Below are 24,840 nucleotides of genomic sequence, written 5' to 3' on the forward strand. Positions count from 1 at the left end.
TGGCAAACTTCAGGGAGTTTGGGGCCGCGTTGCGGCCCTTCGCGGGCGAACCCGCTCCCACAGGGTGCACGTACGCCCCTGAATTGGTACTAAAGTGCCACTAACTTGTCATATTCCCAGCCAGCGCCCTGTGGCGATGGCCTTTGACCAGAGGAACGACCGTGCATAATGTCGTGATCAGCGGCACCGGCCTGTACACCCCGGCCCAGAGCATTTCCAATGAAGAACTGGTGGCTTCCTTCAACGCCTGGTCGCAGCAGTTCAACCAGGACAACGCCGCTGCCATCGAGCGCGGTGAAGTTGAAGCAGCGCCGCTGTCCGATGCGGCCTTTATCGAAAAGGCCTCGGGCATCAAGAGCCGCTTCGTGATGGACAAGGCTGGCATCCTCGACCCGCAGCGCATGAAACCACGCCTGCCCGAGCGTTCCAACGACGAGCCCTCGGTGCTCTGCGAAATGGCCGTGGCCGCTGCCCGCCAGGCCCTGGAGCGCGCTGGCCGCACAGCTGCCGATGTCGATGGCGTGATCGTCGCCTGCTCCAACCTGCAGCGCCCGTACCCGGCCATCGCCATCGAAGTGCAACAGGCGCTGGGCATCCAGGGCTTTGCCTTCGACATGAACGTCGCCTGCTCGTCGGCCACCTTCGGCATCCAGACTGCCGCCAACAGCGTGGCCCTGGGCCAGGCGCGTGCGGTGCTGATGGTCAACCCGGAAGTGTGCACCGGGCACCTGAACTTCCGTGACCGCGACAGCCATTTCATTTTCGGTGATGCCGCCACTGCGGTGTTGCTCGAGCGTGCCGACAAGGCCACCTCGGCGCACCAGTTCGACATCATCAGCACCAAGCTGTGGACCGAGTTTTCCAACAACATCCGCAACAACTTCGGCTTCCTCAACCGGGCAGCGGAAGAGGGCGAGGGCGCCGCAGACAAGCTGTTCATCCAGGAAGGCCGCAAGGTGTTCCGTGAGGTGTGCCCGAAGGTGGCCGAGCTGATCGGTGAGCACCTGCAGGAAAATGGCCTGCAACCGAGCGATGTGAAGCGCTTCTGGCTGCACCAGGCCAACCTCAGCATGAACCACCTGATCGTCAAGAAGTTGCTGGGGCGTGAAGTGGCCGAGGAAGATGCGCCGGTGATTCTGGACCGCTATGCCAATACGAGTTCGGCAGGGTCGGTGATTGCCTTCCACCTGTATCAGGACGACCTGGCCAAGGGGTCGTTGGGCGTATTGAGCTCGTTTGGTGCAGGGTATTCGATTGGTAGCGTGATTCTGCGCAAGCGCTGATCCTTAGTCAGCCTGTACCGGCCTCTTCGCGGGCGAGCCCGCGAAGAGGCCGGCGCATTTCTCACAGGCAAAAAAAGCGGGAAACGCCGGATGGGGTCGGCATTTCCCGCTTCAGGTGAAGCAGAGGAGAGTGGTGCTTAGAACTTGGCTTCCAGGTCCACCTGCAGCGTGTCTACATCAGCATCGCTGTTCGGCAGATTGGAGTAGTCGGTCTTGGCCATCATGTAGGCCGCGCCCAGGGCGAAGTTCTTGTCGATTTCGTAACCCACCTTGAACTTGTGGCCACGGGAACCGGTGAAGCCGTTACCGAAGTCGGAGTCGGTGAACAGGCTGACAACACCGTTACGCTGTACGTCGCGGTAGTTGTAGTCCAGGCTCCAGGCGCCGATCTTGCTCTTCAAACCAGCCAGCCAGGCCTTGTCCTTGCCGTCGGTGCTTTCGGTGTTCTTGACGAACTGGCCGTAAGCCGACAGTGGAATGGCGAAACCGGTGAAATCGACCTGACCGAAGCCTTCAACCAGGTTGAACTCGTCGGTGGTGTTGCCCAGCGAGCGCAGAGCAGCCGAGGCCTTGTCGTTGTCGTAGCCGTATACGCTGCCGCCAACGGTAACCTTGACGGTGTCAGCCGCGTTGAACTTGGTACCCAGCTGGGCCGCGTACAGTTGCGCGTCGTGCTTGAACTGCACGCCGTCGCCGTCGACGTTGTCCTTCAGGTTGTAGTGGCCGATGCTGCCGAACACTTCGGCCGGGCCGAGGTTGGTCTTGTAGGTAGCTGCCACGCCTTCCGGGTTGATGTCGCTGTCCCAGATGATGTCGCCCATGCTCACCCATGGCTGCATCATCTTGCCGCCAATCAGGTGCAGGTTAGGTACGGCAGTCGGGTGCCAGTCGAGGTAGGCCAGGTCGACCCACAGCGATTTCTTCTCGAAGTAGTTGTCCAGGCTCTGGTTGGTCGAACGGGCATCGGCGCTGCTGCCGGTGGCCACACGCACGCCAGCGTCAACCTGCGGGTTGATCTCGCTGTAGAAGCCGACACGGGCACGTACGCGCTCACGGTCCTGGTTGCCGCTGCGGGAGATCGGGTTGTCAACGTTGACGTCTTCGTAACGCAGGCGCACATCACCCTTGATCTGGGTCTTGGCGGCCCATGCCACTTTCTGTTCGAAGTTGCTCATCCGTTCAGACTGAGCTTTCTGGTCGGCCCTTTCCTTGGTTTCTTTTGCCAGGTCGCCCTGCAGTTCGTTGTACTGCGCCTGGTTGATCGAGCCGTTGGCGCGGAGCATTTCGAGCAGCTTGGCGTCGACAGCAGCACTGGCCGGGGCGCTCAGAGCCAGCATCATGCCGGTGAGGCTCACTCCGGTAAGTGTAGAAACAAGACGCATAAGGTTCTCCCTACTGAAAAAAATGGGGGAGGCTCAAGCGCCTGCCCCTGCGTTGGCATGTCTTCGGAAAGGGCCTGACTAGACAGGTTCTGAGGTTCCGGAAAACAGGCGCAAGTATTGCGGGGGCCAATGACAGATTAATGTCTAATTAGTGGCACTGCGGTTAAGTAATTGAGAATAAAAGGGTCAGCCCGACGTTCGTCATTTGAGTGCCGGGCCTTCCTTGAGGATACTGAAGGCCTTCACACAGCGAGCCGAAACCGTGACCAGCCTGTACAGCCTTGCCCATTTGCGTGATCTTCCGGCAGCCACCTGGGACGCCCTGGTGCCCGCAGGCCAACCGTTCCTGCGCCATGCCTTCCTCAGTGCGATGGAGGACAGCGGCAGCGTGCAGCGCAGCACGGGATGGGCTGCCGAGCACCTGGTGCTGGAGCGTGACGGGCAGGTGAGGGCGTTGTTGCCGGCTTACCGCAAGTGGCATTCGTTTGGCGAGTACGTTTTCGACCATGGCTGGGCCGATGCCTGTGAGCGGGCAGGTATTGCCTACTACCCCAAGCTGCTGGGGGCAGTACCGTTCAGCCCGGTCAGCGGCCCACGCCTGTTGGCGGCGGACCCTGCCGACGGTTTGATGATGCTGCAGGCCATGCCCGAGTACCTTGGCAAGGGCGGGTTATCCGGTGCGCACATCAACTTCACCGACCCGGCACTGGACACACAGCTGGCAGGCCTGCCGGGCTGGATGGAGCGCCTTGGGTGTCAGTTCCATTGGCGCAACCGGGGCTACAGGGACTTTCAGGACTTTCTCGACAGCCTGAGTTCGCGCAAGCGCAAGCAGATGCGCAAGGAGCGTGAGCAGGTGGCCGGGCAGGGCATTGATTTTCGCTGGTACCGTGGCGATGAGCTGGACGAGGCGCAGTGGGATTTCGTCTTCCTGTGCTACGCCAACACCTATGCGGTGCGCCGCCGTGCCCCCTACCTGACCCGCGCATTTTTCAGCCTGCTGGCCGAGCGCATGCCCGAGGCTGTGCGGGTGGTGATGGCGCGTCAGGGTGGGCGCGATGTGGCGATGGCGCTGAGCCTGGTGGGGGGCGACAGCCTGTTTGGTCGTTACTGGGGCTGCCTGGATGAATTCGACCGGTTGCATTTCGAGACGTGTTTCTACCAGGGCATGGACTTTGCCATTGCCGAGGGCTACCAGCGTTTCGATGCCGGGGCGCAGGGGGAGCACAAGTTGATACGCGGGTTCGAGCCGGTGTTGACGCGGTCGTGGCATTACCTGCTGCACCCCGGGTTGCGGCGGGCGGTGGAGGATTTCCTGGCGCAGGAGCGGGAAGGGGTAAGGGGGTATGCCGAGGAGGCACGGGGAATGTTGCCCTTCCGCCAGGAATGATGCCTTCGGTGATGCAGGTTGGCTTTGGTGCGCCTCTAATCTAGAAACTGACCGAAGCCGACAGCCGAGCCGTACGTGGCGCCCCCTGGAACAGGTAGTTATCCCCCAGGTAATCCCCTGCATCACGCCAGTAGCGTTTGTCGAACACGTTATCAACGGTCAGCCGTAGCACCGTGTCATACCCGGCAATACGCGTTCGGTAGCGGCTGCCAAGATCGAATACCGCATAGCCGCCAACCTCCACGTTTCCCGCCTGGCTCGCAGACTTGCCGGCGCTGTAGCGCGCCCCGCCCAGCAACGCCAGGCCTGGCACCGGCAGTGTGTATTCTGCCTGCAGCGCTGCCCGGAACCTGGGCACGTTGATCGCCTGATGGCCTTCATAGGCCTCGGTGCCGCTGTTTTGCACCCGCGCCCGAATGGCCGCAGCGCTGGCTTGCACCTGCAGGTTGTGGGTCACCCAGCCGCTGACGCCCAGTTCCAGGCCGGTGTTTTTCTGCTGGCCTTGCTGCACATAGGTGAAGTTGCCGGCGCCGTCCGGGCGTGCGTACTGGTAGGCCTGGCGGATCTGGAACAGCGCGGCGCTGAAGCTCACACCTTGCCAATCGTGCTTCAGGCCCAGTTCCAGTTGGTGCGAGGTAGTGGGCGCGAGGATTTCGAATTTGTTCAGCGCAAACCACGGCGCTGTGCCGCCGGCCGACAGGCCTTTGGAATAGCTGGCGTATACCGTGGTATCCGGCTGCGGTTTGTATATAAGCGCTGCGTTAGGCAGCAACTCGTACTGCCGGGTGTGGCGACCAGTTGCGCCGTCTTCATTCCAGGTTTTCTCGTCCAGGCGTACTTCACGTGCACCCAGCACGATCTGCCATTGCTCGTTGAAGCTGATTCGGTCGCTGAAAAACAGCCCATACTGGCGGCTGTCCAGGCGACGCTCGCTTGACCTGATGGACTTATCGGATGGATCAAAAGCCGGTGCACCAGTATACAGGTTGCCTGTACCGACCCATTCCATATAGCTGGGTCGCTGATCCAGCGTACGCCGTTGCGCACTGGTCCCCACGGTCAGCTCATGACCCAAGCCCAACGCATCGAACCGCCCATTGAGCATGGCCTGCGCCTCATCGGTGCGGCGGGTGTCGTCGGGGCTGCGGAAGTCGTAGATGTCGTAGTCGCCATTGTTGCCGAAAAATGCGCCTTCGCTCGAACCCCAGGCGAACGAACTGTAGTCGTCGATCACCACCTTGCTGCGCGAGGCACTCAAGGTGCCGGTCCAGGCCTCGTTGAAGCGGTACTCGAAGCGCCCGCCCAGGTTCAGCGAGTCGTTCTGCACCGGCTTGGCCCAATCCTGGTAGGCCAGGCGGTCATCCGGGTCGATGCCGTGGGGCACTTCAGTGCCGCCCAGTAATTGGTAACCCGGCACCGAGCGCTGTTCGCGGTGCTGGTATTCGGCATCCAGCTGCAGGGTGGCATCCGGGTTGATCTGCCAGTCGAACGCCAGCGAGGCGAAGTCGCGCTTGCCGTCGGCGTGGTCGACGTAGGCGCGGATGTCTTCATGGGCCAGGTTGGCGCGCAGGCCAAACTGTTTTTCGCTGCCGAACCAGCCGCCCAGGTCGGTGGCCAGGTAGCGTTCGCCTTGCTCATTGGTCGATACCGTGACGCTGCGCACGTCTTCGGCACGCTTGGTCACGTAGTTGACCAAGCCGCCGGGCTCCGACATGCCGCTCTGCAGCCCTGACAGGCCCTTGAGCAACTCCACCTGCTGCTTGTTCTCCAGGGCCACGTTCTGCTCACCGGCGATGGTCTGGCCATTGATGCGGTAGCTGCTGGCGGCATTCAGCTCGAAGCCGCGCACATTGAAATTTTCGTAGTAGCCGATGGGGGCATAGCTGTCGCCAACCGAGGCGTCACTTTGCAGCACTTCGCTGAGCTTGCGCACCTGGCGGTCTTCCAGCAGTTGCTGGGTGAATACGCTGACCGAGGCGGGCGTATCGAGCAAGGGCGCGGGCTGCAAGCCACCCACCGCGGCCTGGCGTGCCTGGTAGCCATCGTTGGCATAGGTGTCGGACACCTGCAGCGGCGCCAGCACCACGCTGTCTTCGGCGAGCACATGGTGGCAATGCAGGGCCAAGCCCAGGCTGAGCAGGCTCAGGGGCAGGCGGGGGTGACGCGGTGGCATGCGGGGGCTCCGACCATGAAAAAGGCGGCATCTTAACAGCCGCCTTCTGCATAAAACGATCCGGGCCCCGCGATATTCAGTCCTGGTTGGCGGGCCGCTTGTGCTGCCGCCAGCTGTCATCGATCTTTGACCAGGTTTTGCCGTCGGTTATCGCCATGAGCTTGCGCCCATCCTTGAAGGTGGCCAGGAAGGTGGCTTCTTCCTCCTTGCCACCCAGCCACAGCCCGGCCAGCAACCCTACCGGGCCCGCCACCAGAGCGCCGGCCACACCCCAGCCCAGGGCGCTGCCCAGGCTGCGGCTTGATTCCAGGCTGGCCAGCCTGAGGTCGCTGATGCGCGCGAGTGAAATCCGCTCGCCCGGGGAGGGGCTGCGCGGGGTCTTGAGTGTGAGCGATCCGTTGCGATACTCGCCTTCACCTTGCAAGAAATCGCCGGATTGCACCGTGAGTCTTGTCATAAAGTCGTCCTGTCAGGGAAAGGGCATTGACCAGCGCCTACTGAGCGCTGCCCGGGCAGGCAAGTCAACGCCAATACGACGGAGGGTAGTGCGGTGCGATGTCGCCCCTGTGTCAATCAAACGGCCTTTCGATTGGCCAGCCCCCACGCCAGCAGCGCCAGCCCGCCTATCACCAGGCCTGCTACCACAATGCCCATCCAGCCCTGGTGCTGGAACAACTGTGTGCCCAGCAGCGAGCCCAGCGCCCCGCCAATGAAGTAGCAGGTGATGTACCCGGCATTCAGCCGCGTGCGTGCCTCGGGCCGCAGGGCAATCACTGCGTTCTGGTTGCTCACGTGCACCAGTTGCACTGCCAGGTCGAGCATCAGCACGCCCAGCAGCAAGGCCAGCAGCGACTGCTGGGCAAACCCCAGCGGCACCCACGACAGCAGCAACACGACCAAGCCCACAGTGGTACCCAGCGAGCCTTTGCCACGGTCGGCCAGCCGCCCGGCCCAGTTGGCCGACAGCGCACCCGCCGCACCAGCCAGACCGAACAGGCCGATCACGGCATCGGAATAGTGGTAGGGGCCTTGTGCGAGCAGAAACGCCAGCGGTGTCCAGAACAGTGCGAACAGGCTGAACGCCAGCAGCCCAAGCAGTGAGCGCAGGCGCAGCACGGGCTCTTCGAAGAACAGGCGGAACACCGAAGCGATCAGCGCCGGGTACTTTAGCCCAGCATGGCTGTGGTGCTGTGGCAAGCTGCGGTACAGGGCCAGGGCGGTAATCGCCATCAGCACGGCGGCCAGCACATAGATGCTACGCCAGCCGCCCAGTTCGGCCATGAACCCGGCTGCGGTGCGCGCCAGCAGGATCCCCAGCAGCAGGCCGCTCATCAGCGTGCCGACCGCACGGCCGCGCTGATTTGGCGCGCTCAGGGTCGCGGCCATGGGGACCAGGATCTGCGCCACCACCGAGAACAGCCCGGTGAGCGCCGTGCCCAGGATCAGCCAGGGCAGGCTCGGCGCACAGGCACTGATGACAAGGCCCAGCGTGGAAATAGCGGTCATAACGGTGATCAACCGGCGCTGCTCGAACAGGTCACCCAGCGGCGCAAGCAACAACAAGCCGGCGCCATAGCTGAGTTGGGCGGCGATGACGATGCTGCCGGCGCTGGCGGTGCTCAGGCCGAACTGCTCGGCGATGCTGTGCAGCAGTGGTTGGGCGTAGTAATTGCTGGCCACGGCCAGGCCGGTGGCGGTGGCCATCAGCAGGATCAGGGCGCGGCTGAGAGTGGGGGCGTTCATGCGGTTCTCGTGGCGGGCAGTAGTAAGTGGGAGGATTATCAGGAAGTGTCTGGCATGACACCAATGTATAGTTTTCAAATTATCCATCTTGAAAGCAGATAGATCTATGAACCTCAAGCAGCTCGAATATGCCCTTGCCGTTGCCGACACGGGCAGCTTTACCCGCGCGGCCGAGCGCTGCCATGTGGTGCAGTCGGCGCTTAGCCATCAGGTGGCGCGGCTGGAGGCACAGTTGGGCGTCAGCCTGTTCGAGCGTAGTTCGCGACGGGTGCGCCTGACCCCTGCCGGCGAGGCTTTTGTGCTTAGCGCCCGGCCGGCGGTGGAAGCGGCCCGGCGCATTGCCGATGACGTGGCGGCGGCTTGCGGACAGGTGCGAGGGCGACTGGCGATTGGTGAAATCAGCTCGCTCACGGCGTTGGACCTGGTCGACCTGCTGGCACTGTTTCATGGTCGTTTCCCGGATGTGGATGTGCGCTGGATCACGGCCAAGAGCGAATTGCTGATCGCCGATGTGGTCGAGCGGCGCCTGGATGTGGGCTTTATAGGCCTGTGGCAGGGCGAGGTCGTGCAGGGCGTGGAGCACCGCTTGCTGGCCAGGGAGGAACTGGTGGCGTTGTTGCCGGTTGGTCATCGACTTGCCGGCCGTACGCCGTTGGCGTTGGCCGACCTGGCGGACGAGGTGCTGGTGGACTTCCCTGAAGGCACCGGGGCACGGCGGCAGACGGATGAGGCGTTTCACGCCGCAGGGTTGCAGCGCCGGGTGCAGTTTGAAATCGGGCATGTGCGTCTGGTGGAAAAGTTTGTGCAGCGGGGCATGGCGGTGGGCCTGGTGCCGGAGCGGGTGGCCCAGGGCTTCGAAGGTGTGACGGTGGCGCGGTTGGTGGATGCGCCGGTGCGGCACTTGTATGCCGTGTGGTCCTCCAGCCCGACGCCCGCTGCCCGGGCTTTTCTGGAGGTGATGGAACAGCGGCTGGGGTCTGGGAGTGGATAAGCCTGTACCGGCCCTGTCGCCGGCACAGGCAGCCCATCAGCTCAAGCAGCAAACCCGCCATCAATCGTCAAGCTTGCCCCGGTGATGTACCCGGCCTCTGGGCCCGCGAGGTAAGCCACAAAGCTGGCAATCTCATCCGCCTCGCCATACCGCCCAATCGCCATCAGCGGGATCAGGCTCTCGGCAAACTCGCCGCTGGCCGGATTCATGTCGGTGTCCACCGGCCCTGGCTGCACGTTATTCACGGTAATGCCTTGCGGCCCCAGGTCACGGGCCATGCCGCGGGTCAGGCCAACCAGCGCCGACTTGCTCATGGCATAGGGTGCGCCACCGGCAAACGGCATGCGCTCGGCGTTGGTGCTGCCGATGTTGATGATGCGCCCGCCCTGGCCCATGTAGCGTGCGGCGGCCTGGCTGGCGACGAACACGCTGCGTACATTCACCGCCAGCATGCGGTCGAAGTCGGCCAGGTCGAATTCGGCTACCGGTGCCACTGCCAGCACGCCGGCGTTGTTGACCAGGATATCCAGTCGGCCGAAGGCCTTCACGGCGTCATCCACCGCCAGTTGCACGGCTGCTGCATCGGCACTGTCGGCGCGAAGGGCCAGGGCCTTGCCGCCGTTTTCGGTAATTTCCTGGGCCAGTGCTTCTGCCGGGCCGGCAGAGCTGACATAGGTAAAGGCCACGTGTGCGCCTTCGCGGGCCAGGCGCCGCACGATGGCCGCACCAATGCCGCGGGAACCGCCCTGTACCAGGGCCACTTTGCCTTCGAGTGTAAGTTGCTTGGACATGCTGATCTCCTGCTGGAAGCCAGGCCGGAATGCCTTGGATGGGCGCAGTATCGGCGCTCGATTACCTGCTGATAAGATGGCAATCACTATCAGCAGAGTAAACCTTTGGTTGCCAATCATGGCCATGGAATCGTTCAACGCGTTGGAATGCTTCATCCGCAGTGCCGAGGTCGGCAGCTTTGCCGAGGCTGCCAGGCGCCTGAGCATTACCCCGGCCGCTGTGGGCAAGCATGTGGCCCAACTGGAGGCGCGCCTGGGGGTGCGGTTGTTCCAGCGTAGTACCCGCAAGCTGACTTTGACCGAAGCGGGGCAGCGTTTTCTCGGTGAGGTCAGTGACAGCTTTCGCACTATCCAGTACGCCGTGGCCAACCTGGCCAGCGCCGAAGGCCAGCCGGCCGGGCTGTTGCGGGTAAGTATGGGTACGGTGTTCGGGCGCTTGTACGTGTTGCCGTTGCTGAGTGAGTTTTTGCGCCGTTACCCGGCTATTACCCCGGACTGGCATTTCGACAACCGCCAGGTCGACTTGATTGGCCAAGGGTTCGATGCGGCGATTGGCGGTGGTTTTGAACTGCCGCCGGGGGTGGTGGCGCGCAAGCTGACGCCTGCGCACCGGGTGTTGGTGGCGGCGCCGGTTTATCTTGAGCGGCATGCGCCGATTGCAGACCCGAAGGTGCTGCAGCGCCACGACGGTATCCTGATCCGCTCACCGCAGACCGGGCGGGTGCGTTCGTGGCCGTTGACTAGCCGCTGGCAGGCGCAACAGCCGTTGCAACTGCGCCAGGCGATGACCATGAGCGATTCGGACGCGGCGTGCGCGGTGGCCGAGCAGGGGCTGGGGATTGCCCTGGTGAGCCTGCCGTTTGCCGTGCCCTACCTGCAGGGTGGGCGGCTGCGGCGGGTGTTGCCGGACTGGTATGTGGACGACGGGCACATCAGCCTGTATTTCGCCGAGCACAAGCTGTTGCCGGGAAAGACCCGGGCGTTCATCGATTTTGTGGTGGAGAAGTTTGCCGAGCAGGGGTTGGCGGGGCGGTTTGATGCCTTGCAAGACCATTAGGTGTGCATTATTGCCTGTTCCGGCCCCTTCGCGGGCAAGTTCAGACAACATCAACAATGAACAATGCCTGCACGCCCAGGCTCACCTCATCATCAGTCTTCTTGCCCATTAACTGCTGCCCAAGCGGCGAGCGTGGGGTAATTACAGTTACCAACCCATCCCCCTCGCCAATTTTCAGCCCTGCCGCTTCAGGGCCGATGAACACCCGCCGCTGCCCGCCATCCTCATCCTCCAGCGTCACCAGGTTGCTCACCTGCACTCCCCGTGCCGGGTCATAGTCGCGCAGCAGCAACTGCTGGTAGATCAGCAGCGCCTGGCGAATCTCTGCACTGCGCCGGGCCTGACCGGTGGCCAGGTAGGAGGCTTCCAGGCCCAGGGTGTCGTACTTGTTCTCGGCGATGTTCTCTTCGGCGATGGCGGCCTCGTAGGCGGTTTGCGCTGCACGGGTCAGCACGTCCAGATCATGCGTGAGGATGGCGACGATCTGCGCCAGCAGGTGGGGCTTGTCCATGGTCAGTAACAGAACTCCAGCACATTGGCCTGGCTTTTTTCGGTGGGGGCGGTGCGGTTCTGCTGCAGCCAGAACTGGCACTTGGGGCTGTTGAGGTTGCGCGGGTTGCCTTGCGCGGCTTCGGCGGCCTGTTGCTGTTCCTGCTTGTGCAGGATGTCCTTGTAGCGGTCGAACATCTCGGCCTGGGCATCCGCTGGCGTGGCGGCTGCCGGTGCCGATGCTGGCGGGTAGACGCTGGGGGGCAGGGCCTGGGCCAGCGGCTGTACCTGCTGCGGCCACACCGACAGGGCCAGCCAGGCGCTCGCCACAATGGCCACCGCGCCCAGCCAAAGGCCAAAGGCAACGCACAGGATCAACGGCAACGGCTTGAGGGTGATTTTCAGTTCACGCTGGCGGGGCATGGCAGCCTCCTGGCAAGGTCGGTCGGGGTGCATTGTCGCATGCACTTGCGCATTTTTCCGCGCAGGTGCTTTTGTCGGCGATAATTTATGCGCAGAATTCGCGGTTTTTGCACCGGTACGGGAGGGGCGCATGAAAGCCACCTGGGACATCTTCTGCAGTGTCGTCGATAACTACGGCGATATTGGCGTGACCTGGCGCCTGGCTCGGCAGCTGGTGGCTGAGCATGGCCTGGCGGTGCGCCTGTGGGTGGATGACCTGAACGCCTTCACGCCCATGTGCCCCGGCGCCGATGCCACTGCTACGCAACAGTGGCAGCAGGGTGTGGACGTGCGCCAATGGCCGGCAGCCTGGTTGCCGGTGGATCCGGCTGATGTGGTGATCGGCGCATTCGCCTGCCAGTTGCCGGCGCCTTATGTGGAGACCATGCGTGCCTGCGCCACGCCGCCGCTGTGGCTGAACCTGGAATACCTCAGTGCCGAGGACTGGGTGGAAGGCTGCCACGGCTTGCCGTCGCCGCAGCCCAACGGCCTGCGCAAGGTGTTTTTCTTCCCCGGCTTTACCGAGAAAACCGGTGGCCTGCTGCGTGAGGGCTCGCTGCTGGCGCGGCGTGACGCCTTTGAGCAGGGGGCAAGGCAGGCCTTCTTGCAGGGGCTTGGTGTAAACCCCGAAGCAGGGGCGTTGCTGGTTTCGCTGTTCGCCTACGAAAACCCGCAGCTGGGCAACTGGCTTGATGCCCTGGCCACAAGCGAGCAGCCTTGTCACCTGCTGGTGCCGCTGGGGCGCGTTGTCGCGGGGCTCAGCCAGTGGCTTGGCGAGGCGCCGCTACCCGTGGGCAGCGTGCGCAAACGAGGGGCACTGACGGTGCAGGTGCTGCCTTTCGTCAGCCAGGACGACTACGACCGGCTGCTGTGGAGCTGTGATTTCAACGCCGTGCGCGGCGAAGATTCGTTCGTGCGTGCACAGTGGGCCGGGCAACCGATGCTGTGGCACATCTACGTACAGGACGAAAATGCCCACTGGGAAAAGCTCGAAGCGTTTCTCGGGCATTATCGACGCGGCCTGTCAGACGATGCCGATGCCGCACTGCTGGGCCTATGGCGTGCCTGGAACATGGATTTCGACATGGGCCAGGCCTGGCGGGCGGCCCGTCACCATTGGCCAGAACTGCAGCAGCATGCCCGCCTTTGGGGTGTGCAACAGGCCGCTCAGCCGGACCTTGCCACAGCGCTAGTACACTTTTACCGAAATTCGCTATGATACGCGGCCTCGATTTTTATAAATCCATCCAGATTCGGATACTTCGTAATGAAAACTGGTAAAGAACTGAAACCCGGTACCGTCCTGCGGATCGACAACGACCCGTGGCTGGTTCAAAAAGCTGAGTTCACCAAGTCGGGCCGTAACAGCGCGATCATGAAGACCAAGCTGAAGAACCTGCTGACCGGCTACAAGACCGAAACCGTATACGGTGCGGACGACAAGCTGGACGACGTGATCCTGGATCGCAAAGAAGCGACCCTGTCGTTCATCAGCGGTGACTCGTACACCTTCATGGACACCACCGACTACACCATGTACGAACTGAACGCCGAAGACATCGACGCCGTTCTGCCGTACATCGAAGAAGGCATGGAAGACATCTGCGAAGCCGTGTTCTTTGAAGGCCGCCTGGTATCGGTTGAACTGCCGACCACCATCAGCCGTCAGGTTGTCTACACCGAGAACGCTGCTCGCGGCGACACCTCGGGCAAGGTCATGAAGCCTGCCAAACTGAAGAACGGTACCGAGATCCAGGTTGCCGACTTCATCCAGATCGACGAGTGGATCGACATCGACACTCGCGACAACAGCTTCAAAGGCCGCTCCAAGAAGTAATTCTTCTTGTGAAACGCAAAAACCCGGCCTTGGCCGGGTTTTTTTGTGCCTGTGATTTACACGGTCACATGCAGGCGTACATCCACATTGCCGCGGGTAGCGTTGGAGTACGGGCACACCTTGTGCGCTTTTTCCACCAACCCTTCGGCATCGGCCTGGGCCAGGCCCGGCAGGTTGATGTGCAGGTCGATGTCCAGGCCGAAACCACCCGGGATCTGGCCGATGCCCACGTTGGCGGTGATCGATGCATCGGCCGGCAGGGCTTTTTTCTCTTGCCCGGCTACAAATTTGAGGGCGCCAATGAAGCAGGCCGAGTAACCGGCGGCGAACATCTGCTCGGGGTTGGTGCCGTCACCTCCGGCGCCGCCCAGTTCCTTGGGGGTGCTCAGGCTGACGACCAGCTTACCGTCGCTGGACTTGGATTTGCCGTCGCGCCCACCGGTGGAGGTAGCTTCTGCGATGTACAGCGGAGTGACCTTTTGCATCTTGAGCCTCGCTAATGTGCTGTGCGCTTCCTGTTCGGGGGAGGGCGCGGGTTGGTGTTGGATTTAAATTAGCGCGCAATTAGTTTGTGCGCAAGATAAATCGTCACCGCTCATCCGAACGGCCATTGCACAGCATAGCTTTCAGAGGTTTTTCTGCAGGTTCTCGCGCAAGTTCAGCAGGTCGGCCTGCAGTTGTTGCAGCTGCGCCAGGCTGTACCCACTGGCCTTGAGGATGCACTGAGGCACCTCTTTGGCCTGTTGTTGCAGGGCACGGCCCTTGTCGGTCAGTTGCACCATCACCACCCGTTCGTCCTCGCGGCTGCGGTTGCGTTGCAGCAGGCCCTCGCTTTCAAGGCGCTTGAGCAGCGGGGTCAACGAGCCCGGGTCGGTGAGCAGGTGCTGGCTGATCTCGCCCACGGTCAGGCCGTCGCGCTCCCACAGCACGAGCATGGCCAGGTACTGTGGGTAGGTCAGGCCCAAGGCCTGCAGCAGCGGTTTGTAGACCTTGGTCATCAGCAACGAGGTGGAGTGCAGGGCAAAGCAGACCTGGTTGTCCAGCAGCAGCTCGTCACAGGAGGCTTGGGTGTTGGCGTTCATGCAGGTCCTTGAAGGCAATAATGGGGAATTCTGGCTCGCTGATCATTAGTGCGCGCATTACTCGCGCAGTTCACTGCGCAAGGCCAGGTCCCAGGGGGGAACCGGGCTGAAGCGACTCTTGAGAAATTCGAGCAGCAAACGGCTGCGAGAGTTCGTTTTGTGTTCCAGGCGTAGCGCATAAATACCGCTGGTTTCGGCTTCGGGCAGGCCGCCACCGCAAAACAGCGGGACCAGTTCGCCGCGCAAAAGGTATTCGCTGATCAGCCAGGTGGGCAGGTGGGCCACACCTAGGCCGGCGAGGGCGCCGAACAGCAGGGTTTCTGCATTGTTGGCGGCCATGCGCATGCGCGCCGGGCGGTACAGGCGGGTTTGCCCGGCTACGGTGAAGCGCCAGGCGAACGGCGGTGCCAGGCCGTCCCAGTCCAGGCCGTCGTGCCCGGGCAGTTCGCTGGGGCAGGTAGGGATGCCTCGGCTGGCCAGATAAGCCGGGCTGGCGCAGGCGATGCGTACCATGTAGGCCAGCGGCGTAGCGACCAGGCGGGTGTCGGCCAGGGGGCCGGCACGCAGTACCAGGTCGACCTCGCCCAGGTGGCTGCCATGCAGGTCGACGAAGCTGTCGATCAGGCGCAACTGCACGTCCAGGCCAGGGTAGGCCACCAGGAAGTCGGCGATGGCCGGTGCAAGATGGCGGCGGCCGAACGCGGCGGGGGCGTCGATACGGATCAGCCCTTCCGGGGCGTTGCTCAGCGATACTGCTTCGGCCCGGGCCAGGCGCAGCTCCTCGATGATGCGCCTGGCCCGTTCGGCAAACGCATTGCCCGCAGGGGTGGCGCGCACGGCGTGGGTGCTGCGGCTGAACAGACGGCTGCCCACGGCGGTTTCCAGGTTGTCGATGCGTCGGGCCACCGCAGACGGGGTCAGCGGATGGCGGCGGGCAGCGGCTGAAAAACTGCCGGTCTCCAGCACATCGAGGAACAGGCTCAGCTGGTCGGTGAGGGCATCGGGGCTCATGGTTGCCTTGCTTTTGCGAAATGCGCACAGCCATTGTGCGCTGCTGTGCGTTTCCCTGCCAGCCCGCAATCGTTAGCATGCTCGCAATATCTATACAGGCGGATGAGGCCCTGATGATCGAGTGGTTGTTGTATATCGTGTTGGGCGCTGCCCTTGGCACCATGGGGGGCCTGTTCGGCATTGGCGGCGGGCTGATCGCCATTCCGGCGCTGGGCGTGCTGTTCGGCCTGGACCAGCAACTGGCGCAGGGTACGGCGCTGGTGATGGTGGTACCGAACGTGCTGCTGGCGCTGTGGCGGTATCACCAGCGCAACCGCATTGAGCTGCGCCATGCCGTGCCGCTGTCGGCGTGCAGCTTCCTGTTTGCCTGGCTGGGGTCGATCTGGGCAGTGGGGCTGGATGCGCATTCCATGCGCCTGGGTTTTGTCGGCTTTCTGGTAGCGCTGGCGGTGTGGAACGTGGCGCGGATGTTCATGAAAGTGTCGCCGCCGAGTGCCGAACTGCGCTATGCCTGGCCGTGGCTGGGCGTGCTGGGCAGCTTTGCCGGCACCATGGGCGGGTTGTTCGGTGTCGGCGGGGCGGTGGTGGCGACGCCGATCTTGACCAGTGTGTTTGGCACCACCCAGGTGGTGGCGCAGGGGTTGTCGCTGGCGCTGGCGGCGCCGAGCACCTTGGTCACGCTGGTGACCTATGGCGTGCACCATAGTGTTGATTGGGGCGTGGGGATTCCACTGGCGGTGGGCGGCTTGCTCAGCATCAGTTGGGGGGTGAAGTTGGCCCATGCGCTGCCCGAGAAGGTATTGCGGGCGATGTTCTGTGTGTTTTTGGTGGTGTGTGCGGTGATGCTCGGGTTTGAACTTTGAGATTGTGGGGCCGCAAAACGGCCCCAAATTACTTGAACCCTTCGACGATGTAATCGGCCATGCAGTCGGTGATGGGGGACTGGGTCTGGGTGTTGCGCAACAGCATTACATTGGCCATGGGCAGCTGCGGCAACCCGTCCTGTTCGCCCAGGATGCGGATGTTCCCGCCAATCAGGCTCTGCAATTGCGCCGTTACCGCCAAGCCCGCCGTGACAATGGCAAAGATCGCCGCCAGGCTGGGGCTGGTATAGGCGATGCGGTAGTCGATGCCCTGCGCTTCCAGTGCGTTGCACGTCCAGGCTCGGCAGAAGCAGTCGGTATTGAACAGCGCCACAGGCATCGGCCGCTGCTCTTGCGGGCAAAAGCCTTCGGCGGCGGCCCACACCAGGCGTTCCTGGCGCAGCAACTGGCCAACCTCGTTGCCCGGCTCGCGCGTGACGATGGTCAGGTCCAGGTCCTGGCGCAGCATCAGCTGTTTGGACGAGTCGCAATGCACTTCCACCTGCACCAGCGGGTAGGCCTGGGCAAAGCTCGACAGAATGGTCGGCAAAAAGCGCATGGCGTAGTCGTCTGGCGTGCCGATGCGCACCATCCCGACCATGTGCGGCATGCGCAAGGTATTGAACACCTCGCCATGCAGCTTGAGGATGCGCCGGGCATAGCCCAACAGCACCTGGCCTTCGGCGGTGAGCCTGACCTGGCGGCCGTCACGCTCGAACAGCTGGCGCTGCAGAATGTCTTCTTCCAGGCGTTTCATCTGCATGCTCACCGCCGACTGGGTGCGGTTGACCACTTCGCCAGCGCGGGTGAAACCGCCTTGCTCGGCGATGGCGACGAAGGTGCGCAGCACGTCTGCATCGAGGCTCTGGTACTGGGACATTGCATCAATCTCCGAGATGCATGGCATCAGAAACATTCGTTGGATTGATCTTAAGCCCGGCGCGAGACTGAGGCCATCCAACACGGAGGGCTTCACGATGAAAGGTCATGTCAGCAGCATCCAGCAACCTGCCTTCTCCCTGCACCACCTGTGGCATGCGGTCCTGCAGCGGCCGGTGCGCTGGCTGGAGTTGTACCGCCAGCGGCGAGAACTGGCCGCCCTCAGCGATGCTACCTTGCATGACCTGGGGCTGAGCCGGGCCGATATCCAGCAAGAGGCCGAGCGGCACTTTTGGGATGATCCGCTGCGGAAATAGGCTAACGTTGTCGGTGGATTTGCCGGACTCTTCGCGGGCAAGCCCGCTCCCACAGGTACTGCACAATACTTGAGAGTTGTGCGGTGCTTGTGGGAGCGGGCTTGCCCGCGAAGAGGCCCGTATGACTTGCTTCGATTAGCGCCGCACCTGCTTGAGGGTTTCGGCAATCAGAAACGCCAGCTCCAGCGACTGATCGGCATTCATCCGTGGGTCGCAATGGGTGTGATACCGGTCAGACAACGCATCTTCAGTGATCGGCCGGGCGCCGCCGATGCATTCGGTGACGTTCTGCCCGGTCATCTCGATATGAATGCCGCCGGCATGGCTGCCCTCGGCCTGGTGTACCTGGAAGAACTGCTTCACTTCATCCAGGATCTGCGCAAAGTCGCGGGTCTTGTAGCCGGTGCTGGCCTTGATGGTGTTGCCGTGCATCGGGTCCGAGCTCCACAGCACCTTTCGCCCTTCGCGTTCGACGGTGCGGATCAGCCCCGGCAGGTGGTCGCCAACCTTGCTCGCGCCCATGCGCACGATCAGGTTCAGGCGCCCGGGGTCGTTGGCCGGGTTGAGCGTGTCGATCAGGCGGATCAGCTCTTCAGGGTTCATGCTGGGGCCGACCTTGACCCCGACCGGGTTGTGCACCCCTCGCAGGAACTCCACATGGGCACCGTCCAGTTGACGAGTGCGGTCGCCGATCCACAGCATGTGCGCCGAGCAGTCGTAGTAGTCGCCGGTCAGGCTGTCCTGGCGCACAAAGGCTTCTTCATAGTTCAGCAGCAGTGCTTCGTGGGCCGTGAAGAAGCTGGTTTCACGCAGTTGTGGCGCGCTGTCCAGGCCACAGGCGCGCATGAACGCCAGGGTTTCGTCGATGCGGTTGGCCAGCTGGTGGTACTTGTCGGCCAGCGCCGAGTTGGCAATGAAGTCCAGGTTCCACTTGTGCACCTGGTGCAGGTCGGCAAAGCCACCCTGGGCAAAGGCGCGCAGCAGGTTGAGGCTGGCGGTGGCCTGGTGGTAGGCCTGCAGCAGGCGATCCGGGTCGGGGATGCGGCTTTTGGCATCGAAACCAATGCCGTTGACGATGTCGCCACGGTAGGCGGGCAGGGTGATATCGCCGATGGTTTCATCGCCCGAGGAGCGCGGCTTGGCAAACTGGCCGGCCATGCGGCCAACCTTGACCACCGGGCAGCCGGCGGCAAAGGTCATCACGATCGCCATTTGCAGCAGCACCTTGAAGGTGTCGCGGATTTTCGCCGCCGAGAACTCGGCGAAGCTCTCGGCGCAGTCGCCCCCCTGCAGCAGGAAGGCGCGCCCTTCGGTCACCTCGGCAAACTGGCGGCGCAGCTCGCGTGCCTCGCCCGCGAATACCAGCGGCGGATAGCTGGCCAGGGTTTGTTCAACCTTCAGCAAGTGCGCGGCGTCGGGGTAGGTCGGTTGCTGCTGGATCGGCAGGGCGCGCCAGCTGTCAGGGCTCCACGGTTGGTTCATCTCGGGCTCGGTCTTGTCGGTTGTAGGCTATGGGCCATGGTAACAGTTGGCACTGCGCTTGTTGCATCGAGGGTGTTGACGGACAATGCGCGTTTTTACGCGGGCGGGTGGTAAGCATGACGGTGGAACGGGAAGAGCGGCTACTGGCACGGGTCGAGGACGCGTTTGGCGTCATCAGCGTGTACGAAGTAGACGACTACCGCTTTCTGGAATTCGGCGATGCCATCGAGCAAAGCTGCGTGTTCACGGCCGACCCGAGTTGGCTGGAGTACGACTACACCCGCGCCATGCTGGTGGGGGCGCTGTGCCACGAACAGCCCGAGAGCGCGCTATTTCTTGGCCTGGGTGCCGGCACGCTGACCCAGGCCTGCATGAAGTTCCTGCCGCTGGAAGACATCGAAGCCATCGAACTGCGCCCGGACGTGCCGCGCCTGGCCATGGAGTACCTGGGGCTGGATGACGACCCTCGGCTGTATGTGCGCATCGGCGATGCCCTGGCGTTGCTGCCCACGGCGGAGAAGGCCGACCTGCTGTTCGTCGACCTGTACACCGACCACGGGCCGGGCGTGGGGCACCTGGCGTGGAACTTCCTGGAGAACTGCCAGCAGCAGCTGAACCCGGGCGGTTGGCTGGTGATCAACCAGTGGGCCACCGATGATGGCAAGCCGCTGGGTGCGGCGTTGCTGCGTGGGTTGTACCATCGGCATTACTGGGAGCTGCCGGTGAAGGAGGGCAATGTGATCTTGCTGGTGCCGGCGGATCTGGAACAATCGCTGGACCTGGAAGGGTTGCGGACGCGTGCCGAGGCGCTTGCACCGCGGTTGGGGTATAGCCTTGAGGGGTTGATCCGCGAGATTCGGCCGGCTACCTGACTGCGTCAGTCTTCAGGGAAATAACGATTCAGCTCCAGCTAACTGATGGCCCGACAATGGCCTTTCACTGCGAAAATATTCCTCACGTCCCTGCACGATTTCGGGTATAGTACGCGCCGGTCTTTTAGCGGACCTCAAAATCAGGTGGTGCAAATCCTCCGAGTCCAGCTTCGGCTGCACGTCCGCTAGGCGGACCTTCCCACGTTTTCTTTTTCAATCGTTTTCGCAAATCCCCGCCGCCAAAGCTGCCTGGGTGACCTGACGGTCTTTCAAGGCATGTGCAGCTTTGGAGCATGGGTCTTTGCGGATGCACCTAGAGGCAGACCCATGACCCAGGAAACCGGCGGCTTCGCCGCTCTCGATCTTAATCCGAATATTGTTGCTGCCGTTCTGGCGACCGGCTACGAAGAGCCGTCCGCCATTCAGCAACAATCGATCCCGATCATCCTCGCCGGTCACGACATGATCGGCCAGGCGCAGACGGGCACCGGCAAGACCGCTGCCTTCGCCCTGCCGATCCTCAACAAGATCGATGTGAGCAAGCGCGAACCGCAAGCCCTGATCCTGGCGCCAACCCGTGAGTTGGCGCTGCAAGTTGCTACCGCTTTCGAAACCTACGCCAAGCAGATGCCAGGCGTGAACGTGGTTGCCGTGTACGGTGGTGCCCCGATGGGCCCACAGCTGCGTGCAATCCGCAACGGCGCGCAAATCGTGGTGGCCACCCCAGGCCGCCTGTGCGACCACCTGCGTCGTGACGAAAAAGTCCTGTCGACCGTGCAGTACCTGGTACTGGACGAAGCCGACGAGATGCTGAAGCTGGGCTTCATGGACGACCTCGAAGTGATCTTCGACGCAATCCCGGCTACCCGTCAGACCGTGCTGTTCTCCGCAACCCTGCCTTCGTCGATCCGTTCGATCGCCGAGCGCCACCTGCGTGAGCCCAAGCACGTCAAGATCCAGAGCAAGACCCAGACCGTTACCGCGATCGAGCAGGCCCACCTGATGGTCCACGCCGACCAGAAGATACCGGCTGTGCTGCGTCTGCTGGAAGTGGAAGAGTTCGACGCGCTGATCGCCTTCGTGCGCACCAAGCAAGCCACCCTGGACCTGGCCGCCGCGCTGGAAGCCAAGGGCTACAAGGCTGCCGCGCTGAACGGCGACATCGCCCAGAACCAGCGTGAGCGCGTGATCGACTCGCTCAAGGATGGCCGCCTGGACATCGTCGTCGCCACCGACGTCGCTGCACGTGGTCTGGACGTACCGCGCATCACTCACGTATTCAACGTTGACATGCCGTACGACCCGGAGTCCTACGTACACCGTATCGGCCGTACCGGCCGTGCTGGTCGCGATGGCCGCGCGCTGCTGCTGGTCACCCCGCGTGAGCGGCGCATGCTGCAGGTGATCGAGCGTGTGACCGGTCAGAAGGTAGCCGAAGCCCGCCTGCCGAATGCCCAGGCCGTGCTGGATGCCCGCATCAAGAAGCTGACTTCGAGCCTGGCGCCGCTGGTAGCCGAAGCCGAAGCCACCCACGGCGACCTGTTTGACCGCCTGACCACCGACCTGGGTTGCAGTGCCCGTGCCCTGGCTTCGGCCCTGCTGCGCAAGGCCACCAATGGCCAGGCGCTGGACCTGGCGGCGGTAGAGCGTGAGCAGCCGCTGGTGCCTAGTTTTGCTCCGCGTGGCGAGCGTACCGAGCGCGGTGAGCGTGGCGAGCGCCCAGATCGTGGCGACCGTGAGCGCCGTGCGCCAATGCCGTTGGCCGAAGGCCGTGTGCGTTGCCGTACTGCCCTGGGTGCCCGTGACGGCATCGCTGCCAAGAACCTGCTGGGTGCGATCCTCAACGAAGGTGGCCTGGCCCGTGACGCCATCGGTCGTATTCAGGTGCGCGACAGCTTCAGCCTGGTCGAGCTGCCGGAAGATGGCCTGGAGAAGCTGTTGTCCAAGCTCAAGGACACCCGCGTGGCTGGCAAGCAGCTGAAGCTGCGTCGCTACCGCGAGGATTGATCCTGGCGCAATGAAAAAATCCCCGGCCTTGGCTGGGGATTTTTTTTGCCTGTGTCGGCCCTTTCGCGGGTTTACCCGCGAAGAGGCCCGTCAGTCAAACCGACAAATGTCCATTCCCAGCGCGCCTAGGGTAAACCCCTGATGCACCACCCCGAACTTGCTCCCAGCCCCAAGGGCAAAGAACAGCGGCAGCAAATGCTCATCACTGGGATGGTTGCGCACCGCATGCGGCGCCTGCTGCCGGTAATCCAACAGCGCCGCCTGGTCATCTGCCTGCAACCGCTCCACCACCCAGTCCCTGAATGCCAGTGCCCAAGGCTCGATCACATCCGGCCCGGCGTGCCAGTCCAGCTCGCCCAGGTTATGGGTGATGCTGCCCGAGCCAATCAGCAGAATACCTTCGCCACGCAGCCCCGCCAGCGCCTGGCCTACCTTCACCTGCAGCGCCGGCCCCATGCGGCTGGGCAGCGATACCTGCACCACCGGAATGCTCGCATCCGGGTACATCAGCGACAACGGCACCCAGGCGCCGTGGTCGAATGGCCGTTGCGCATCCAGCCGGGCCGGCAGGCCGGCGTTCGTGAGCCGTTCGCTTACCTTGGCAGCCAGCGCAGGCTCGCCCGGCGCCGGGTACTGCACGGCGTACAACGCCGGTGGGAAGCCGTAGAAGTCATGCCAGGTTTCGGGTTGCGCGCTGCTGGTCACCAGCAGTTCACGGCTTTCCCAGTGCGCCGACACCACCACGATGGCCTTCGGCCTTGGCAGGCTATTGGCCAGCCCGGCCAGGGCCGGCCCGCTGGCACCTGGGTGCAGGGCGAGCATGGGGGAACCATGGGAGATGAACAGGCTGGGCAGCATGGCGAGGTCCTGAAGGTTAAGATGCACTCATCTTCGATCAGAAACTGATCGATTTCCATCGCAAGTTTTACGCGTTTTCTATCGGTTTACTCGATAAACAAGGAGCAACCATGGAGCCAGCGTTCTGGCACAAACGGTGGGCCGACAACCAGATCGGCTTTCACCAGGGGCAGGTCAATCCTTACCTGCAAGCGCACTGGCCAGCAGTGGGCCTGGCGCCAGGCAGCCGCGTGCTGGTGCCGCTGTGCGGCAAAAGCCTGGACCTAGCCTGGCTGGCGGGGCAGGGGTATCGCGTGTTGGGCGTGGAGCTGTCGCGGCGGGCGGTGGAGGATTTCTTCCGTGAGCACGGGCTTGAACCCGAGGTGCGTCAGCAAGGCGCATTCGAGGTATGGCGCCAGGGTGACGTCGAGCTGTGGTGTGGCGATTTCTTCGCGTTGCGTGCACAGGACATTGGCGACTGCATGGGGCTTTATGATCGGGCGGCGCTGATTGCGCTGCCGCCGCAGATGCGTGTGAAGTACGTGGAGGCTTTGTCCGCATCGCTGCCGGTGAGCTGTCGGGGGCTGCTGGTGACGCTGGATTATGACCAGGCGCTGCTGGACGGGCCGCCGTTTTCGGTGGGGGATGAAGAGGTGCGGCAGGGGTTGGCCGGGTGGCAGGTGGAAGAGCTTGAGGTTGCGGAGCTTATTCAGGAAAGCCCGAAGTTTTTGCAGGCTGGGGCATCCAGCCTTTTGGAGCGGGTGTACCGCATAATCCGCTGACAGATGTGTAGCCTTCGCCGGCCCGCGAAGAGGTCGGTACAGGCATACACAAAAAAGGGCGACCGAAGTCGCCCTTTTTGCATTACCCGTTGGATCAACCGCGGCGGCGCAGGGCCTCAATACGGTCTTCCAGCGGCGGGTGGCTCATCAGCAGCCCGGCAAGGCCGTGCTTCAGGCCGCCGTTGATGCCGAAGGCCTTCATGGTGTCAGGCATATGCACCGGCAGGCCTTGCTCCACGCGCAGGCGCTGCAGGGCGCCGATCATGGCGGAAGTACCGGCCAGTTGCGCACCGGCTTCGTCGGCGCGGTATTCGCGGCGGCGCGAGAACCACATCACGATCATGCTGGCCAGGATACCCAGGATCAGCTCGGCAACGATGGTCGCCACGTAGTAGGCAATGCCCTGGCCTTCTTCGTTCTTGAAGATGACCTTGTCGACGAAGTTGCCGATGATGCGCGCGAAGAACATCACGAAGGTGTTCACCACGCCCTGCACCAGCGCCAGGGTGACCATGTCGCCGTTGGCCACGTGGCCGATCTCGTGGGCCAGCACTGCCCGCACTTCATCGGGCGAGAAGCGCTCCAGCAGGCCCTGGGACACGGCCACCAGCGCGTCGTTGCGGTTCCAGCCGGTGGCGAAGGCGTTGGCCTCGTATGCCGGGAAGATACCCACCTCGGGCATTTTGATGCCGGCTTCACGGGACAGCTCTTCGACCGTTTGCAGCAGCCACTGCTCGTGGCGGGTGCGCGGCTGGCTGATGATCTGGGTGCCGGTGGTCATCTTCGCCATCCACTTGGAGATGAACAGCGAGACCAAGGAGCCGGCAAAGCCGAACACGGCGCAGAACACCAGCAGGCTGCTGAGGTTCAGGTCGACCCCGTTGGCCGCCATGAACCCGTTGAAACCGAACAGGCTCAGGGTAATGCTTGCAACCAGCACCACCGCGAGGTTGGTGGCCACAAACAACAGAATGCGCATCATGGTTGTTACGTTCTCCTGACGGATGAATTGTCGCTTACTGCGGGGTATATAAGGGGCCTGCCGCGCCGATTCAATCGGGCGACTATTTCAAACTGTGTACTGCGGAGTATGGCAGAGGATGGCGCGGG

The 24,840-nt window shown here is 62.9% G+C and carries 24 protein-coding genes and 1 pseudogene; 11 read left to right on the forward strand and 14 right to left on the reverse strand.

Annotated features, from left to right (window positions below):
* Positions 1-161 precede the first annotated feature (161 nt).
* Positions 162-1,283, forward strand: coding sequence for a beta-ketoacyl-ACP synthase III (locus tag APH36_RS11385; protein ID WP_060498700.1), 1,122 nt, complete (start codon positions 162-164; stop codon positions 1,281-1,283).
* Between the two features lie 137 nt (positions 1,284-1,420).
* Here APH36_RS11385 and APH36_RS11390 read toward each other — a convergent pair whose 3' ends face one another.
* Complete coding sequence (locus tag APH36_RS11390) at positions 1,421-2,665, reverse strand: putative porin (RefSeq protein WP_016711900.1); 1,245 nt, start codon at positions 2,663-2,665, stop codon at positions 1,421-1,423.
* A gap of 262 nt (positions 2,666-2,927) precedes the next feature.
* Between APH36_RS11390 and APH36_RS11395 the strand changes: the two genes are divergently transcribed.
* Positions 2,928-4,055, forward strand: a complete 1,128-nt coding sequence (locus APH36_RS11395) for a GNAT family N-acetyltransferase (protein WP_060498701.1) — start codon at positions 2,928-2,930, stop codon at positions 4,053-4,055.
* 40 nt (positions 4,056-4,095) lie between these two features.
* Here APH36_RS11395 and APH36_RS11400 read toward each other — a convergent pair whose 3' ends face one another.
* The 3 genes from APH36_RS11400 to APH36_RS11410 form a co-directional block, all read right to left on the reverse strand.
* Entirely contained in the window at positions 4,096-6,228 is a 2,133-nt protein-coding gene (locus APH36_RS11400; RefSeq protein WP_060498702.1) for a TonB-dependent siderophore receptor, read from the reverse strand.
* A gap of 76 nt (positions 6,229-6,304) precedes the next feature.
* Complete coding sequence (locus tag APH36_RS11405; RefSeq protein ID WP_060498703.1) at positions 6,305-6,685, reverse strand: hypothetical protein; 381 nt, start codon at positions 6,683-6,685, stop codon at positions 6,305-6,307.
* Between the two features lie 116 nt (positions 6,686-6,801).
* Positions 6,802-7,971 (reverse strand): MFS transporter, encoded by a 1,170-nt coding sequence (locus APH36_RS11410; RefSeq protein WP_060498704.1) that lies wholly within the window; start codon positions 7,969-7,971, stop codon positions 6,802-6,804.
* Positions 7,972-8,077: 106 nt separating this feature from the next.
* Between APH36_RS11410 and APH36_RS11415 the strand changes: the two genes are divergently transcribed.
* Positions 8,078-8,962, forward strand: coding sequence for a LysR family transcriptional regulator (locus APH36_RS11415; protein WP_060498705.1), 885 nt, complete (start codon positions 8,078-8,080; stop codon positions 8,960-8,962).
* Between the two features lie 41 nt (positions 8,963-9,003).
* On the opposite strand, the gene APH36_RS11420 is transcribed toward APH36_RS11415, so the two are convergent.
* Positions 9,004-9,753: a 3-oxoacyl-ACP reductase family protein gene (locus APH36_RS11420; RefSeq protein ID WP_060498706.1), complete on the reverse strand. Its 750-nt coding sequence runs from the start codon at positions 9,751-9,753 to the stop codon at positions 9,004-9,006.
* A gap of 118 nt (positions 9,754-9,871) precedes the next feature.
* Here APH36_RS11420 and APH36_RS11425 point away from each other — a divergent pair, with 118 nt between their 5' ends.
* Positions 9,872-10,810 (forward strand): LysR family transcriptional regulator, encoded by a 939-nt coding sequence (locus tag APH36_RS11425; RefSeq protein ID WP_060498707.1) that lies wholly within the window; start codon positions 9,872-9,874, stop codon positions 10,808-10,810.
* 40 nt (positions 10,811-10,850) lie between these two features.
* Here APH36_RS11425 and APH36_RS11430 read toward each other — a convergent pair whose 3' ends face one another.
* Together APH36_RS11430 and APH36_RS11435 are read right to left on the reverse strand one after the other, a co-directional pair.
* A complete protein-coding gene (locus APH36_RS11430; RefSeq protein ID WP_060498708.1) occupies positions 10,851-11,321 on the reverse strand; it encodes a GreA/GreB family elongation factor in 471 nt (156 codons plus the stop codon).
* A 2-nt stretch (positions 11,322-11,323) separates the two neighbouring features.
* Entirely contained in the window at positions 11,324-11,722 is a 399-nt protein-coding gene (locus APH36_RS11435) for a hypothetical protein (RefSeq protein WP_060498709.1), read from the reverse strand.
* A 130-nt stretch (positions 11,723-11,852) separates the two neighbouring features.
* On the opposite strand from APH36_RS11435, the gene earP reads away from it, so the two are divergent.
* Both earP and efp read left to right on the forward strand, forming a co-directional pair.
* Positions 11,853-12,980: an elongation factor P maturation arginine rhamnosyltransferase EarP gene (earP, locus tag APH36_RS11440; RefSeq protein WP_060498710.1), complete on the forward strand. Its 1,128-nt coding sequence runs from the start codon at positions 11,853-11,855 to the stop codon at positions 12,978-12,980.
* A gap of 48 nt (positions 12,981-13,028) precedes the next feature.
* Positions 13,029-13,598, forward strand: coding sequence for an elongation factor P (gene efp / locus APH36_RS11445; RefSeq protein WP_012271109.1), 570 nt, complete (start codon positions 13,029-13,031; stop codon positions 13,596-13,598).
* Between the two features lie 56 nt (positions 13,599-13,654).
* On the opposite strand, the gene APH36_RS11450 is transcribed toward efp, so the two are convergent.
* From APH36_RS11450 to APH36_RS11460, 3 genes are all read right to left on the reverse strand, one after another.
* Entirely contained in the window at positions 13,655-14,083 is a 429-nt protein-coding gene (locus APH36_RS11450) for an organic hydroperoxide resistance protein (RefSeq protein WP_060498711.1), read from the reverse strand.
* A 141-nt stretch (positions 14,084-14,224) separates the two neighbouring features.
* Complete coding sequence (locus APH36_RS11455; RefSeq protein ID WP_060498712.1) at positions 14,225-14,680, reverse strand: MarR family winged helix-turn-helix transcriptional regulator; 456 nt, start codon at positions 14,678-14,680, stop codon at positions 14,225-14,227.
* Between the two features lie 57 nt (positions 14,681-14,737).
* Positions 14,738-15,691: a LysR family transcriptional regulator gene (locus APH36_RS11460; RefSeq protein WP_060498713.1), complete on the reverse strand. Its 954-nt coding sequence runs from the start codon at positions 15,689-15,691 to the stop codon at positions 14,738-14,740.
* Positions 15,692-15,804: 113 nt separating this feature from the next.
* On the opposite strand from APH36_RS11460, the gene APH36_RS11465 reads away from it, so the two are divergent.
* A complete protein-coding gene (locus APH36_RS11465; protein ID WP_041166652.1) occupies positions 15,805-16,554 on the forward strand; it encodes a sulfite exporter TauE/SafE family protein in 750 nt (249 codons plus the stop codon).
* A gap of 28 nt (positions 16,555-16,582) precedes the next feature.
* Here APH36_RS11465 and APH36_RS11470 read toward each other — a convergent pair whose 3' ends face one another.
* Positions 16,583-17,434 carry a LysR substrate-binding domain-containing protein gene (locus APH36_RS11470; RefSeq protein ID WP_060498720.1) on the reverse strand — a complete coding sequence of 284 codons (852 nt, stop codon included), beginning with the start codon at positions 17,432-17,434 and terminating at the stop codon, positions 16,583-16,585.
* Positions 17,435-17,531: 97 nt separating this feature from the next.
* Between APH36_RS11470 and APH36_RS11475 the strand changes: the two genes are divergently transcribed.
* Positions 17,532-17,750: a DUF1127 domain-containing protein gene (locus APH36_RS11475; protein WP_060498714.1), complete on the forward strand. Its 219-nt coding sequence runs from the start codon at positions 17,532-17,534 to the stop codon at positions 17,748-17,750.
* A gap of 135 nt (positions 17,751-17,885) precedes the next feature.
* On the opposite strand, the gene APH36_RS11480 is transcribed toward APH36_RS11475, so the two are convergent.
* Complete coding sequence (locus APH36_RS11480) at positions 17,886-19,232, reverse strand: class II 3-deoxy-7-phosphoheptulonate synthase (protein WP_060498715.1); 1,347 nt, start codon at positions 19,230-19,232, stop codon at positions 17,886-17,888.
* A 116-nt stretch (positions 19,233-19,348) separates the two neighbouring features.
* On the opposite strand from APH36_RS11480, the gene APH36_RS11485 reads away from it, so the two are divergent.
* Positions 19,349-20,104, forward strand: a complete 756-nt coding sequence (locus tag APH36_RS11485; RefSeq protein WP_060498716.1) for a spermidine synthase — start codon at positions 19,349-19,351, stop codon at positions 20,102-20,104.
* A 293-nt stretch (positions 20,105-20,397) separates the two neighbouring features.
* A pseudogene (locus APH36_RS11490) lies at positions 20,398-22,111 on the forward strand (DEAD/DEAH box helicase).
* A gap of 90 nt (positions 22,112-22,201) precedes the next feature.
* On the opposite strand, the gene APH36_RS11495 reads toward APH36_RS11490, so the two are convergent.
* Positions 22,202-22,969: a class III extradiol ring-cleavage dioxygenase gene (locus APH36_RS11495; protein WP_060498717.1), complete on the reverse strand. Its 768-nt coding sequence runs from the start codon at positions 22,967-22,969 to the stop codon at positions 22,202-22,204.
* 110 nt (positions 22,970-23,079) lie between these two features.
* On the opposite strand from APH36_RS11495, the gene APH36_RS11500 reads away from it, so the two are divergent.
* Entirely contained in the window at positions 23,080-23,730 is a 651-nt protein-coding gene (locus APH36_RS11500; protein ID WP_060498718.1) for a thiopurine S-methyltransferase, read from the forward strand.
* Positions 23,731-23,824: 94 nt separating this feature from the next.
* Here APH36_RS11500 and htpX read toward each other — a convergent pair whose 3' ends face one another.
* Entirely contained in the window at positions 23,825-24,712 is an 888-nt protein-coding gene (gene htpX / locus APH36_RS11505; protein WP_016500929.1) for a protease HtpX, read from the reverse strand.
* Positions 24,713-24,840 lie beyond the last annotated feature (128 nt).

This window comes from Pseudomonas sp. NBRC 111133, assembly GCF_001320605.1.
GTDB classification, from domain to species: domain Bacteria; phylum Pseudomonadota; class Gammaproteobacteria; order Pseudomonadales; family Pseudomonadaceae; genus Aquipseudomonas; species Aquipseudomonas monteilii.

Excerpts from the sequence above, each read along its gene's own strand:
- APH36_RS11475 (WP_060498714.1), top strand. The coding sequence starts at position 17,532 with ATGAAAGGTCATGTCAGCAGCATCCAGCAACCTGCCTTCTCCCTGCAC.
- APH36_RS11420 (WP_060498706.1), bottom strand. The coding sequence starts at position 9,753 with ATGTCCAAGCAACTTACACTCGAAGGCAAAGTGGCCCTGGTACAGGGC.
- APH36_RS11460 (WP_060498713.1), bottom strand. The coding sequence starts at position 15,691 with ATGAGCCCCGATGCCCTCACCGACCAGCTGAGCCTGTTCCTCGATGTG.
- APH36_RS11410 (WP_060498704.1), bottom strand. The coding sequence starts at position 7,971 with ATGAACGCCCCCACTCTCAGCCGCGCCCTGATCCTGCTGATGGCCACC.
- APH36_RS11485 (WP_060498716.1), top strand. The coding sequence starts at position 19,349 with ATGACGGTGGAACGGGAAGAGCGGCTACTGGCACGGGTCGAGGACGCG.
- APH36_RS11430 (WP_060498708.1), bottom strand. The coding sequence starts at position 11,321 with ATGGACAAGCCCCACCTGCTGGCGCAGATCGTCGCCATCCTCACGCAT.
- APH36_RS11390 (WP_016711900.1), bottom strand. The coding sequence starts at position 2,665 with ATGCGTCTTGTTTCTACACTTACCGGAGTGAGCCTCACCGGCATGATG.
- APH36_RS11480 (WP_060498715.1), bottom strand. The coding sequence starts at position 19,232 with ATGAACCAACCGTGGAGCCCTGACAGCTGGCGCGCCCTGCCGATCCAG.
- htpX (WP_016500929.1), bottom strand. The coding sequence starts at position 24,712 with ATGATGCGCATTCTGTTGTTTGTGGCCACCAACCTCGCGGTGGTGCTG.
- APH36_RS11405 (WP_060498703.1), bottom strand. The coding sequence starts at position 6,685 with ATGACAAGACTCACGGTGCAATCCGGCGATTTCTTGCAAGGTGAAGGC.
- APH36_RS11455 (WP_060498712.1), bottom strand. The coding sequence starts at position 14,680 with ATGAACGCCAACACCCAAGCCTCCTGTGACGAGCTGCTGCTGGACAAC.
- APH36_RS11425 (WP_060498707.1), top strand. The coding sequence starts at position 9,872 with ATGGCCATGGAATCGTTCAACGCGTTGGAATGCTTCATCCGCAGTGCC.
- earP (WP_060498710.1), top strand. The coding sequence starts at position 11,853 with ATGAAAGCCACCTGGGACATCTTCTGCAGTGTCGTCGATAACTACGGC.
- APH36_RS11415 (WP_060498705.1), top strand. The coding sequence starts at position 8,078 with ATGAACCTCAAGCAGCTCGAATATGCCCTTGCCGTTGCCGACACGGGC.
- APH36_RS11400 (WP_060498702.1), bottom strand. The coding sequence starts at position 6,228 with ATGCCACCGCGTCACCCCCGCCTGCCCCTGAGCCTGCTCAGCCTGGGC.
- efp (WP_012271109.1), top strand. The coding sequence starts at position 13,029 with ATGAAAACTGGTAAAGAACTGAAACCCGGTACCGTCCTGCGGATCGAC.
- APH36_RS11450 (WP_060498711.1), bottom strand. The coding sequence starts at position 14,083 with ATGCAAAAGGTCACTCCGCTGTACATCGCAGAAGCTACCTCCACCGGT.
- APH36_RS11500 (WP_060498718.1), top strand. The coding sequence starts at position 23,080 with ATGGAGCCAGCGTTCTGGCACAAACGGTGGGCCGACAACCAGATCGGC.
- APH36_RS11470 (WP_060498720.1), bottom strand. The coding sequence starts at position 17,434 with ATGTCCCAGTACCAGAGCCTCGATGCAGACGTGCTGCGCACCTTCGTC.
- APH36_RS11495 (WP_060498717.1), bottom strand. The coding sequence starts at position 22,969 with ATGCTGCCCAGCCTGTTCATCTCCCATGGTTCCCCCATGCTCGCCCTG.
- APH36_RS11435 (WP_060498709.1), bottom strand. The coding sequence starts at position 11,722 with ATGCCCCGCCAGCGTGAACTGAAAATCACCCTCAAGCCGTTGCCGTTG.
- APH36_RS11465 (WP_041166652.1), top strand. The coding sequence starts at position 15,805 with ATGATCGAGTGGTTGTTGTATATCGTGTTGGGCGCTGCCCTTGGCACC.